This is a genomic window from Parabacteroides sp. AF19-14, from assembly GCF_003635485.1.
Lineage (GTDB): Bacteria > Bacteroidota > Bacteroidia > Bacteroidales > Tannerellaceae > Parabacteroides > Parabacteroides distasonis.
The window spans coordinates 73,054-85,698 of sequence record NZ_QTMJ01000022.1 but is presented as its reverse complement, the minus strand read 5'-3'; the positions used below and the strand labels follow the sequence as shown (position 1 = coordinate 85,698).

The 12,645-nt window shown below is 47.7% G+C and carries 11 protein-coding genes; 5 read left to right on the top strand and 6 right to left on the bottom strand.

Annotated elements, in window-relative coordinates; translation table 11 throughout:
• Nucleotides 1-109: 109 nt before the first annotated feature.
• Entirely contained in the window at nt 110-649 is a 540-nt protein-coding gene (locus DWX33_RS18235; protein ID WP_005860644.1) for an RNA polymerase sigma-70 factor, read from the bottom strand.
• 257 nt (nt 650-906) lie between these two features.
• Here DWX33_RS18235 and DWX33_RS18230 point away from each other — a divergent pair, with 257 nt between their 5' ends.
• Nucleotides 907-3,162, top strand: a complete 2,256-nt coding sequence (locus tag DWX33_RS18230) for an inorganic phosphate transporter (protein ID WP_044545184.1) — start codon at nt 907-909, stop codon at nt 3,160-3,162.
• Between the two features lie 56 nt (nt 3,163-3,218).
• Here DWX33_RS18230 and DWX33_RS18225 read toward each other — a convergent pair whose 3' ends face one another.
• Nucleotides 3,219-4,091 (bottom strand): hypothetical protein, encoded by an 873-nt coding sequence (locus DWX33_RS18225; protein ID WP_009276618.1) that lies wholly within the window; start codon nt 4,089-4,091, stop codon nt 3,219-3,221.
• Between the two features lie 196 nt (nt 4,092-4,287).
• Between DWX33_RS18225 and DWX33_RS18220 the strand changes: the two genes are divergently transcribed.
• From DWX33_RS18220 to phnW, 3 genes are read left to right on the top strand one after another with little or no spacing between them, the layout of a single operon-like run.
• The gene (locus DWX33_RS18220) at nt 4,288-5,631 is read left to right on the top strand and encodes a DUF5690 family protein (RefSeq protein WP_008774290.1); all 1,344 of its coding nucleotides are present in this window, start codon (nt 4,288-4,290) and stop codon (nt 5,629-5,631) included.
• A 34-nt stretch (nt 5,632-5,665) separates the two neighbouring features.
• The gene (gene phnX, locus DWX33_RS18215; RefSeq protein WP_005863985.1) at nt 5,666-6,454 is read left to right on the top strand and encodes a phosphonoacetaldehyde hydrolase; all 789 of its coding nucleotides are present in this window, start codon (nt 5,666-5,668) and stop codon (nt 6,452-6,454) included.
• Nucleotides 6,455-6,485: 31 nt separating this feature from the next.
• A complete protein-coding gene (gene phnW, locus DWX33_RS18210; protein ID WP_122144732.1) occupies nt 6,486-7,571 on the top strand; it encodes a 2-aminoethylphosphonate--pyruvate transaminase in 1,086 nt (361 codons plus the stop codon).
• On the opposite strand, the gene DWX33_RS18205 is transcribed toward phnW, so the two are convergent.
• The 4 genes from DWX33_RS18205 to dapB are packed head-to-tail and all read right to left on the bottom strand — an operon-like array spanning nt 7,555 to nt 11,197.
• Nucleotides 7,555-8,184, bottom strand: coding sequence for a WbqC family protein (locus DWX33_RS18205; protein ID WP_122144731.1), 630 nt, complete (start codon nt 8,182-8,184; stop codon nt 7,555-7,557). The two genes, phnW and DWX33_RS18205, sit on opposite strands and share 17 nt — an antisense overlap.
• Before the next feature lie 2 nt (nt 8,185-8,186).
• The gene (lepB, locus tag DWX33_RS18200) at nt 8,187-9,047 is read right to left on the bottom strand and encodes a signal peptidase I (RefSeq protein ID WP_122380823.1); all 861 of its coding nucleotides are present in this window, start codon (nt 9,045-9,047) and stop codon (nt 8,187-8,189) included.
• 19 nt (nt 9,048-9,066) lie between these two features.
• The gene (locus DWX33_RS18195) at nt 9,067-10,464 is read right to left on the bottom strand and encodes a S26 family signal peptidase (protein ID WP_044545178.1); all 1,398 of its coding nucleotides are present in this window, start codon (nt 10,462-10,464) and stop codon (nt 9,067-9,069) included.
• Nucleotides 10,465-10,480: 16 nt separating this feature from the next.
• Complete coding sequence (gene dapB, locus DWX33_RS18190) at nt 10,481-11,197, bottom strand: 4-hydroxy-tetrahydrodipicolinate reductase (protein WP_005863996.1); 717 nt, start codon at nt 11,195-11,197, stop codon at nt 10,481-10,483.
• Nucleotides 11,198-11,273: 76 nt separating this feature from the next.
• On the opposite strand from dapB, the gene DWX33_RS18185 reads away from it, so the two are divergent.
• On the top strand, nt 11,274-12,554 hold the full coding sequence (locus DWX33_RS18185; RefSeq protein WP_122144730.1) for a DUF2851 family protein: 1,281 nt from the start codon (nt 11,274-11,276) through the stop codon (nt 12,552-12,554).
• Nucleotides 12,555-12,645: the final 91 nt, after the last annotated feature.

Genomic DNA, 12,645 nt, shown 5'->3' with positions numbered 1-12,645 from the left:
TTAGGTGAAAGGAGTCAGTCGAAAGATTGGCTCCTTTTTTTTGGTATATACACCAGCCGTTGTAGAGATGTGGCACGCTACGTCTTTACAAAGAGGGAACGTGGATAGATTAGTCGTTTATTTCTTTAGCTAGAGATTCCCGTAGTTTTCGGACTGCCGTGGCGATGTGGGCTTCTAATGTCTTTACTGATATTTCTAGGATATTTGCCGCATCCTTATATTTCATCTTATCTTCACGGATCAGTTTAAAAGCCATCTTGCATTTATCCGGGAGTGTATTGATCGCCTCATTTAAATGATCGATGCATTCTTTGGAAATAAGTTCTTCCTCGGGCGTAGTATCGGTATGTGCGAATAAATCGATCGTATTCTCATCGATCTGGACTTTCTCCATATGCTGTGTCCGGTATAGGCTGATGGCTTTGTGGCGGGCTATGCCATAGATATAAGAATCGAAGTTAGAGATCTCCGGTAATGACTTTCTATTATTCCAAAGACTTAGAAATGTATCAGAGACAATTTCCTCAGCTTCTACAGAGGAAGGCACATAAAGGGATGTAAACCGCATTAGCCTCTGAAAATAGGCTAAATAAAGCGATTTAAAAGCAGTTTGAGAATCGGATAGCGCGATTTCACAGACCCATTGCATTATTTCTTTGGAGTGTTTTTCCAAGTAACTAGAATCTTGTTAACTTATTTCCCTTCTAAATATATAGTCGCAAATGTATATAAAAACCCTTAGTAGATCTCTCTCTTAAAAGAGAAATACTTGATGTTAATTTCAACCTAATTTCATATCTGGTTGTTTTTGAATCTAATCCGCAGGTTGTAACATCATTGTAATATGTATGTAACGGATGCGAAATAATTGTTTCAGAACTTTGCGCAAGAATTGTAACAATCAGTATGGAAACATTTTATTTGTTCTTGGTCATATTTTTGTTTGTATTGGCCATCGTAGATTTATCGGTCGGTGTTAGTAATGATGCCGTGAATTTCTTGAATTCAGCTATCGGCGCGAGAGCCGCATCCTTTAAAGTTATTATCGCTATCGCTGCTGTGGGAGTCTTTGTTGGTGCGGCGTTATCCAATGGTATGATGGATATCGCCCGGCATGGTATTTATCAACCCCAGCATTTTTATTTCTCGGAGATCATGTGTATCCTTGCGGCCGTTATGCTTACGGATGTGGTGCTACTGGATATTTTTAACTCGTTAGGTATGCCGACCTCGACAACGGTTTCCATGGTGTTTGAGTTGGTGGGTGGAACGGTAGCGATCGCCTTGGTAAAGATCGCTAGTTCTTCAGGCGCTTTGCAATTGGGGGATCTGCTGAATACCGAAAAGGCTTTTACCGTGATTCTGGGTATCTTTCTTTCTGTGGCGATCGCTTTTTTCTTTGGTGTGATCGTGCAGTATCTGTCCCGGATCTTGTTCTCGTTTAATTATAAGAAAAGCTCTAAATATTTTATTGGTCTGTTTGGAGGTTTAGCGGCCACTTCCATCATTTACTTTATGCTGATAAAGGGATTGAAGACAAGTTCTTTTATGACGGGTGAGTTCAAGGATATGGTGTATGCCAATACGGGGATGATCGTTTTGGGATGTATGGTATTTTTTACGATCTTGATGCAGGTATTGCATTGGTTGAAGGTGAATGTATTCAAGGTGGTCATTTTGATGGGTACGTTTGCCTTGGCGTTGGCTTTTGCCGGGAATGACTTGGTGAACTTTATCGGAGTCCCCTTGGCTGGCTATTCCTCTTATATGGACTTGATGGCGCAGGGAGGGACCACTACCACGGATACATTTTTGATGACCTCCTTGTTGGGACCGGCCCAGACACCTTGGTATTTCTTGGTGGGTTCCGGGGTCGTGATGGTAATCGCCTTGGCTACCTCCAAAAAGGCTCAGAACGTGGTGAAGACTTCCTTGGATCTGTCTCGTCAATCGGATGGAGAGGAGTCTTTCGGTACATCGCCTGTCGCACGGGTATTGGTACGGAATTGCAGTAATATATCCGCTACGATATTAAGTATCGTGCCCACTCCGGTTAAGAACTGGATTGATAGCCGTTTCAACCAAAGCGAGATGATCATGGATGACAAGGCTAGCTTCGACTTGGTACGTGCCTCGGTGAACGTGGTTTTGTCCGGATTGCTGATCGCTTTGGGAACCTCCTTGAAATTGCCTTTATCTACGACGTATGTGGCTTTCATGGTCGCTATGGGTACTTCGTTGGCAGACCGTGCTTGGGGGCGTGAGAGCGCCGTATATCGCATCACAGGCGTATTGTCCGTGATAGGTGGTTGGTTCATTACGGCAGGGGCTGCTTTTACGATCTGTTTCATCGTCGCTCTTTTGATTTATTGGGGAGGTATTCCAGCTTTGGTCGCTATGATTGGTTTGGCGATCTATTCGTTGGTTCGTAGCCACTTCGCTTATAAGGCTAAATTGCGGAAAGAGGCATTGAAGGAGGAGGTGAATTCTACGGTGTCTAAACTTCGTAAGGCTACGGATACCCGTGAGGCTTTGGCACTGTTCCGCGAGCATAGCCGTGAGGAATTACAATCCGATCTGGATTTTACGGCGGAAGTATTCGGTAAGGCGGTAAATGGATTCATGAATGAGAACCTCCGTGAGTTGCGCAAGGTCTTGACTGCCGTGGAGGAGAAGAAGATTCACTTGAAGCAAGTGAAACGTGTCGGTACGCTTGGCGTTACCCAATTGGATCACGATATCGCCGTGGAGAAGGGGCTTTATTATTATCAAGGAAATGACTTCGCCAGCGAGATCATATTCAGTATCCGTCGCTTGGCAGAACCGATGAAAGATCATATCGATAATAATTTCAGCCCGTTGAGTCCGGTACAGAAAGATGATTTTGGTAAGGTATCTGAACAAATCATCTCCTTCTTGAGAAATTGCGCTACTATGATCCGTAAAAACGATTATATTGGTTTTGAGGAGCTGATCGCTGAGTCGATTACTTTGATGAACCAACTTACCGCCTTGAAGAAAGGGGAGTTGAAGCGTATCCAAGGGCAGTCCGGCAGCACGAAGGTGAGCATGGTTTATTTGAACATGGTACAAGAGGCCCAGAACGTGGTTTCTTTTACGGCGAACCTTTTGAAGGTGAGCAGGAAGTTCCAGAAGGAATAATCAGTCTCTATTCTATTGGGATGGTGGGAGACGGGGCATGCCCCGTCTCTACTGGTTTATAGGGTTAGCATCTTCTTTTCTTTGACTAAATCACTCTCGTCCATCCGCAGGGATGGGACTGTACACATCTTGATAAAATCTCCTGTTTGGCAAGTATAATCATAGTAGGCCTGTTGTTCCGGGGTAAAATCTTCTTTATCGATCAGTCCGCTTTTCCGGCTCATGAATTCATCGATCTCCGTGCTTTCTGATTCCTTGATAAGAAGGATTCGGCGGGCGATCGGGTTACGATTATAATCCTGCCCGATGTATAATCCTCGTAATTGGCGGGGATTCTTGAAAAATGGTATTTGCAGGTATATCGTTACCATCGTGAATTGGGGCGCTTGGTTCTCGTTCAGCATGCAATGGAAATTCTGAGGATCGGGCATGATCCCGAATCCCCATTGAGCCTCTCCATAAGCGCTGATCCGCCCTACACGGACTTGATTATCCGAGGGGGAGAGTAGGAAGGGTTCCATCTTGAGGCAGTCCGAGGAGGAAGAAAGGCTGTAACTGGTATAGATTCCTTTGAAAGCCTCTATTTTAGAGGCGGAGAGCCGTGTCTCCTCCATCAATTGCTTGGCGAAAGGATTATCTTTTAGGCTATCCGGTTCGGCGAGCTCCATCTGGTCTAGGCGAAGGATCATCTCCTCTATATGGGAAAGCAAACGTTTTTTCGACACGTTATTCACTAGGGCGAGCGCCGAGTCCAGCGCTTCTTCCGGCGGGTAACTCTTGATGCCCTCGAAATAATTCGGCAATACGGTCGTATATAGGGAGGACAATATGCTGGGAGCCATATCGATCCAGTCGGCTATCTCTTTCATCTTAACCCCATTGCTTCGTAGATATTCGATCTTTCGGTAGAATTCTTGAAGATTGTTCATGTGTTTATACTCTTGATTTACCTTACAAAATAAGAGGACATATGTTGCGTTTCCGTTTCATGAATGTTACATAAATATTTCTTTATAATTTATTGATTCCTAGTTGGGTATTAATAATATACATTCATGGGTTCAGTAATATGTCTGTAACATGGCGGCTGTACTTTTGCCTTCGAAAATAAAACGACAGAAGATTATGGACACTGCGATACAGACAAATAAAACATCCCGGAGGCGGGTTTCCGATCTCTTCTTCATCCTATGGGCCGGAGGGGCCGCTTTGCTTTCTTATTCCTTGGTATATATGTTGCGTAAGCCTTATACGGCTGCCGCTTTCGAGGATCTGGAGGTATTCAATATGGACTATAAGGTGGCGGTTACGATCGTGCAGATCTTGGGGTACGTGGTGTCGAAGTTCATGGGAATTAAGTTGATATCGGAGTTGCGGCGGGAAGAGCGCTTGCGGTTCATCTTGATGTCCGTGGTGATGGCGGAACTTTCGTTGGTATTCTTCGGGTTGCTCTCGGCTCCTTATAATATAGCGGCGATGTTCTTGAACGGGCTTTCGCTGGGATGTATGTGGGGGATTATTTTCAGCTTTATAGAAGGACGTAGGATGACGGATGTCCTCGCTAGTTTGTTGGGCGTAAGTATGGTGATCAGTTCCGGTACGGCAAAGTCTGTCGGCTTGTACGTAATGGATACGTGGCAGGTCAGCGAGTTCTGGATGCCCGCCTTGATCGGGGCGGTGGCATTGCCTTTGCTAGCCTTGTTGGGATATGCGCTGAACCGGCTTCCACAGCCTACGGAGGAGGATATCGCCTTGAAGTCGGAGCGGGAGACCTTGAACGGGCGGCAGCGTTGGGAGCTTTTTAAGCATTTCATGCCTTTCTTGACGATGCTTTTCGTGGCGAATATAGCGATCGTGGTATTGCGGGATATCAAGGAGGACTTCTTGGTGAATATCATCGATATGTCCGGTTACTCGCCTTGGTTGTTCACGCAAATAGATAGCGTGGTGACCTTGACTATCTTGGCGATCTTTGGTTTGATGGTGCTCGTGAAAGATAATTTTAAGGCGCTTTCAGTCCTGTACGGTTTGATTATTACGGGCATGATGGTCATGGCGTTCGTGTCGTTCGGGCAGGAGCGGATGGGATTGAGCCCGGTGACATGGCTTTTCTTGCAGAGCCTTTGCCTGTATATGGCTTACTTAACCTTCCAGACGATTTTCTTCGATCGCTTCATCGCTTGTTTCAAGATACGGGGAAACGTCGGTTTCTTTATTGTCTTAACAGATTTTCTGGGGTACACGGGTACGATACTGGTATTGGTGCTAAAGGAATTCGTGGGTACGAGATTGGACTGGGCGGTATTTTATAACCAACTTGCCGGATATGTAGGGATCTTTTGCTGCGCCACTTTTGTCGCTTCCTTCGTATATTTGCGGCAACGCTATCGCAAGGAGACCGCTTTATGTGGCTGCGAGGAAATAGCAACTCTTGAACCTACCGAAAACAATGTCCTTACGATCGCTTAAACAAGAAAATTATTAAATACGATACATACAGAATATGAAGAAGATTTCAGGTGTCATTATGGATTGGGCCGGTACGGCCGTGGATTATGGATGCTTCGCTCCGCTGAACGCTTTTCTCAAGGTATTCTCGGAAGAGAAAGGGATTGATATCACTTACCGGCAGGCCCGTGAGCCGATGGGTCTCTTGAAGATCGATCATATCAAGGCGATCTTGAGCATGCCGGAGGTGAACGAGAAGTTCCGTGCCCTGTATAAGAGGGACTGGAACAAGGGGGACGTGGATGAGATGTACGCTAGTTTCGAGAAACATTTGTTCGCTTCCTTGAAGGATTTCACCACTCCGATACCGGGAGTCTTGGAGACGATGGCGATGCTTCGCGAGCAAGGTATAAAGATCGGCTCTACGACCGGGTACACGGCGAAGATGATGGAGATTGTCCGTCCCGGAGCCGAGGCCAAAGGATATAGGGTAGATAATCTGGTGACACCAAACGAGGTCCCGGCCGGTCGCCCCGCCCCGTATATGATCTATAAGAATATGATAGATTTAGCGATTCCTTCCGTAGATCAAGTGGTGAAGGTAGGAGATACGATCGCTGATATTAAGGAGGGCGTGAACGCCAAGGTATGGAGCGTCGGTATCGTGACCGGTAGCAACGAGATGGGCGTGAGCGAGGAGGAATATAACAGCCGTCCGGCGGAAGAATGGGAATCTCTGAAGAAAGAGGTGCGTGAGCGTATGTTGGCGGCGGGGGCTCATTTCGTCTTGGATACGATCGCCGAGCTGCCCGCTTGCATCGAGAAGATTAACAACAGGAATTAAGCTTGATAACCGAATAGAATAAAACAATCATATGAGAAACTATTTATTATTGACACCGGGCCCGTTGAGTACGTCGCAGACGGTACGTGAGGCCATGCTTCAAGATTGGTGTACGTGGGATAAGGATTATAACGAGGGTATCGTTACCCCGATCCGTAAAGGCTTGCTGGCGATAGCGGGACTGGACGGGGATGAGTACACCAGTGTCCTGCTGCAAGGTAGCGGAACGTATTGTGTGGAGGCTACGATCGGGGCTACCGTGTGTCCGGAGGATAAATTGTTGATCCTCGCTAACGGCGCTTATGGCAAACGTATGGCGCAGATCGCCGATTATTATCATATCAATTACGTACTGGTCTCTTTGCATGAGACGGAACTGGTAACTGGCGAGGTAGCCCGACGTGCCTTGGAGGAGCATCCCGGTATCACGCATCTCTCAATGGTACATAGCGAGACCACGACCGGTTTGTTGAATCCGATTGAGGAGGTAGCCGAGGTGATCAAGGGCCGGGGGATTACCTTTATCGTGGATGCGATGAGCAGCTTTGGCGGTGTCCCTATCGACGTGAAAGGTTTAGGTATCGACTTCTTGGTCAGTAGCGCGAACAAATGTATTCAAGGAGTTCCCGGCTTCGGCTTTATCCTCGCTCAAAAAGATAAATTGATGGCGACGAAGGGGAATGCCCGCTCGCTTTCCTTAGATATCTATGCCCAGTGGGAAGCGATGGAGAAAGGGGGAGGCAAATGGCGTTTCACGTCTCCGACGCACGTGGTTCACGCTTTCTACCAAGCGATGAAGGAATTGAACGAGGAAGGCGGTATCACGGCTCGTTATAAGAGATATCAGGAGAATCACCAGATATTGGTGGAAGGTATGCGTGGATTGGGTTTCAAGACCTTGCTGCCCGATGATGCCCAAGGGCCTATTATCACTTCGTTCTTATATCCTTCCGCGGATTTCGATTTCACCTCGTTCTACGCACGGCTGAAGGAGAAAGGCTTCGTGATCTATCCGGGTAAGATCTCGGATGCGGATACGTTCCGTATCGGTAATATCGGAGATATCTTCCCGAAAGATATGGAAGCCTTGATACAAGCGATTAAAGAGATCCGGTAATCGATGCCCGTAACGTAACGAGTCCTTCGGGGCCCATATTGAACAGCAAATCAGCAATACTCAGATTGGGGAGGAATCCGAATTTCTCCCGGAATACTTGATAATAAGGTTCCGGGTGGAAGGCGGGATCTTCCCCTTCGTGTTTCGGGCAGATCGTTTCCCGGAAATCGTTGGCTACCTCTGGCTCATAATGCTCGGTGTAGACGACTGCGGGTTGCATATCCAACAGGTCACAGACTAGACGGCGCAGTTCCTCGTTGAAGTCGAGGAGGAACTCGTATTTCTTTTCGTAGAAAGGAGCGAAGTCATCGGCATAATACTCGAAAAACGGACTCATATTGTAGGCCGATACCAAAGCGTTCCAGTGTAGGTGCCGCCAGTTTCCGTGGTCGGAGATACGGATGTCCTTGGTCTGGCATTTCAAGGTATCCGGCTTGACGATGGGGATGGATAGGGAGAGTGGGCCGTTCGCGGCGGCGATGACGCAGCGGTTACGATAGGTTTGCTTCACGTAATTCTCGGCGGTCTCGATACGGACTTCCGGGTATTGGAGCATCTTGCAATATTGTTGTATGGGGCCTAGATAGGCGGTCGCTATATATACAGGTCGCATGATTAATGAACGGGTTTAAAGATTCGTTGTTTGTCGGGGCTGTACCAGCAGAGCCAAGCGTTGCCGACGATATGGTCGGCCGGTATGAAACCGAGATGGCGGGAATCTACCGCCTCGTTGGTATTATCGGACAGTACCCAATAGTAGTCTTGTCGGAAAAAGAAGAAATTAGTCTCCCGCCCGTCCAGATATAACTTTCCGTCGCGGAAGGAAGCCTTGCCATCCGTCTCCCGCAGGATGATCTCCTTGCAGGCGGTGAGCGAGGCTGCGTCCAGCGGGTAAGCCCGGTCTTTCCGGGGGACGATCAACATGTATTTTTGCTTTTGTTCCCCGATAAAATGACGGTTTATGGCATCGGGCAATTCCTCCCTCAATTGATATTCCTCGAAAGCCGTGAGGCTGAGCATGCAGCCAAAACTTTCCTGCCTGAAATCCCTAAGTGGGATGTCCAACTTCTCTAACGTCTCCAAGAACGTCTCCTTGGCGCTCAGTGTTATGAAATAGGAGCTGAGGGAGCGGGGAGAGCGGGGGATTTTCTGCCCGTTTATCGTATATCCGTCCATGCTGACCCGGATCGTATCGCCCGGCATACCGATGCAGCGGCTGATGAATAAGGGAGCATCCGCTGAATCTCGAGAGAGCGGACTGGTAAAAAGCACGACCTTGCCCCGGACGGGCTTATTCTTCCCCGGTATTTTATTGACTAGGATATAATCCCCTTTATGTAAAGCCTCTTCCATAGAGTCCGTGGAGATGCGATAGGACTCTATGCAGAAAAGACGTATGAGCATGACGATCCCCGAGGCTAGCGCGAAAGCTGCCAGCCATTTCATGAGAACTATCAGGAATCGTTGGATTGTCATAATACGAAGTTTTCACCTCTTAATCCGGATGAACCCAGCGGAACAGGCGGTTCCAACGGATACCACCGTCGAACAGACTGCGATCCTTGTCCAAGGATAGCCAAACCAAGATCGGCTTGCCGACAATGTGATCCTCGGGTACGAAACCCCATGAGCGGCTATCCGCGCTATTATGGCGGTTATCGCCCATCATCCAGTAATAATCGTATTTAAACGTATAGGAAGTCTCGGGCTTGCCGTTGATGTAGACCTTGCCGTCCTTCATTTCCAAGGTGTTGTTCTCGTAATTCTTGATACAACGGCTGTACAACGCCAGATTACGTTCGTCCAACGGGATGGTAGCCCCTTTCTTCGGGATCCAAAGCGGCCCGAAGTTATCACGGGTCCAGCCAGTATTGTATCCGACCGGATAGGTAGGGCCGCCCAACGTCTCCGGCTCGATGATAACCTTCTTCACGGTAGGTAACTTCTCCGCTATCGCCAAGGCCTTTTTCGTGAGTGGCAGGCGATATACCGGGTTGTACTGTCCGTTCGCGTTAGGCGTAAAGCCTAGGTATGACAATAGGTTCTGGTAATAACCGCCGCTGGAGGCCAGCATACGGTCATCCTTGCTTACGTCCATTAGGCGGAATTGCTCCTCTGTGATCGGGGAACCGTCTGTTTCGATGAAGTAGTTGAACTGCATATCTTTCGGGTTCTCGGCGGGTTTACCGTCTATGTACACTTGGTTGTCTATGAGTTGGAGCGTATCACCCGGCATACCGATACAACGCTTCACGTAATTCTCCCGTTTGTCGACCGGGCGGTACATAACCTCGCCGAACGTGGCCTTATCCAATAAGATACGTTCCCGTCCGTACTCCTCGACCAAGGAGTAGTAATCTGGGTTTTGCACTTTCACGGCGATCGTGTCGCCTGCGGGGAAGTTGAACACTACGATATCATTACGTTTCACGTGGCCCAAACCTTTCACCCGTTTGTAGCCCCATTCCGGCCAATCCAGATACGATTTGCAGTTTAAGATAGGCAACGTATTTTGTACCAACGGGAAGGAGATCGGAGTGTTCGGAACGCGAGGGCCGTAACTTAATTTGCTGACGAACAGGTAATCTCCTACCAGCAAGGATTTCTCTAGGGAAGAACTCGGTATCTGATAGTTCTGGAAGACGAACAAATTGATGAAATAAACGGCTACCAGCGCGAATACGATATCGTCCACCCATTCCAATACGTTGCGTACCGCCGGGTTCTTAGACCGTTTCCAAGCTCCCCAAGGGATGTAGTGCGTCAAGAATATATCGACTAGGACGATTAATCCCAGCAGTAACCATAAGTTTTGCATCCAGATAGCGAACAACGTGTATAATACGGCCGCTATACTAAACTTGATCCATTGTTTTTTCGTGAACTTCTTCATCTTTTAGCTAATACGTTTAGAATTTGAATAAGTCATTCATGCCTAGGAAACCTTTCTTTCCGGCGGTAAACTCTGCCGCTATTACGGCGCCTAGCGCAAATCCGGCACGGCTCTTGGCATCATGCTTGATACTGATCGTATCTACGTCCGACTCATACGTGATCTCGTGGATACCCGGAACCTCACCCTCACGGATGGCGTGGATCGGCAGGTCGGTCGCGTTCTCGGCGTTCTCTAAGGTCCAGCGGTCTTTACGATCGATGTTTTCCAAGATACCTTCGGCCAACGTGATAGCCGTTCCACTGGGTGCGTCCAGCTTGTGGATATGGTGGACTTCCGTCATTTTAACGTCGTAGGAGGGGAAGTTGTTCATGATTTTCGCCAGATACTTGTTCATGGCGAAGAAGATATTTACGCCGATGCTGAAGTTGGAGGCGTAGAAGAAGGTTTTGCCCTCTTTCTCGCATTTCTCCTTGATCTCGCCGATACGGTCCAGCCATCCGGTAGTACCCGATACGACCGGCACGCCTACCTCGAAACATTTCATATAGTTATTGAAAGCGGTAGCCGGGGTAGTAAACTCAATCGCCGCGTCGGCGCTCTTGAACGCTTCTGAATATATATCCTCAGCGTTATTGATATCTATGATGGAAACAATTTGATGTCCTCTTTGGATGGCGATCTGCTCGATCGTTTTGCCCATTTTCCCGTAACCTATAAGTGCAATTTTCATACTTTAATTCAATTAATGTCGCAAATATACAGAAAATGAATTACATTTGAATCCAAAATCTTAACTCTGAAAGAATATGGAACGTTTATTACACTATGTTTGGAAATACAAACTCTACGCGAGTACTTCATTGGCTACCACCGAGGGGCTTCCCATCGCTGTTATCGATCCCGGAATACAAAACACCGACGCCGGTCCCGACTTCTTCAACGCCAAGATAAAGATTGACGGCACGGTATGGGCCGGAAGCGTGGAGATCCACGAGAAAGCTTCCGATTGGTTGCTGCATCATCATGATTCGGATAAGGCATATGACTCCGTTATCTTGCATGTAACAGGTGTGAATGACGCATCCATCTGCCGGATGAACGGTGAGCCTATTCCTCAATTGATATTACCCGTTCCGGAACCTGCCCGGAAAAATATCGATTGGTTATTGGCAAGAGAGGTGCCCGTCCCCTGTCTTGAGCGGATTCAAGATGTGGACTCCGTGCATCTGGCCTCATGGATGGATACCTTGCTCAGTGAGCGGCTGGAACGAAAGACAGAGGATATATACCGTCTGCTGGATCAGTACCAAGAGGATTGGAACGAGGTATTCTATATCCTATTGACCCGTAGTTTCGGCTTTGGCGTGAATAGCGACGCTTTCGAGTGGTTGGCGAAAAGCCTCCCCCTGCGATATATCCAAAAGCAAAGGGCTAGCGAGTCGCAAGTAGAGGCGATGCTTTTCGGACAAGCGGGTATGCTCTCGGAAGAGGGCTCCTGCCATTACTACCGTCTGCTGAGGCGGGAATATGAGTTTCTCCGCCATAAGTTCGGCCTCAAGCCTTTGGATGACTCCTTGTTCAAAAGCCTTCGCATCCGTCCGACCAACTTCCCGCATGTGAAGTTGGCGCAACTGTCCGCTATCTGGCATCGGTACGATACGTTGTTCTCGATGATCCTGTCCGCTTCTTCTCCTAAAGAGATCAAGGATTATTTCCGTATCCAACCCTCGGATTATTGGAAGAATCATTATCACTTCCAATACGCCTCGGTGCAAAAAGATAAAATGATCGGGGAGAATGCCTTGAATATCCTGTTAATAAATACGGTAGTCCCTCTGCTATTCGCTTACGGCGGTCGAAATAAACTTCCTGAGTATTGCCTGCGTGCGACCCGCCTCTTGGAGAGTATCCCGCCGGAACGCAATCATATCGTAACCGCTTTCGCTCGATCCGGTATCGAAGTCCATAACGCTGGTGATACGCAATCACTCATCCAGTTAAAACGAGAATATTGCGAGAAGCGAAAGTGTTTGTATTGCCGGATTGGGTTCAGGTTGCTAAAACGAAGTGTTAATCCTCCTCGGTAAAAGGAGCTCTGTAACCAGCTTAGGAAAAACACGTACATGTTTTCGAGGAAATAAGCTGATGATAGCCAAAGATAAAACTAATAATCGAAAT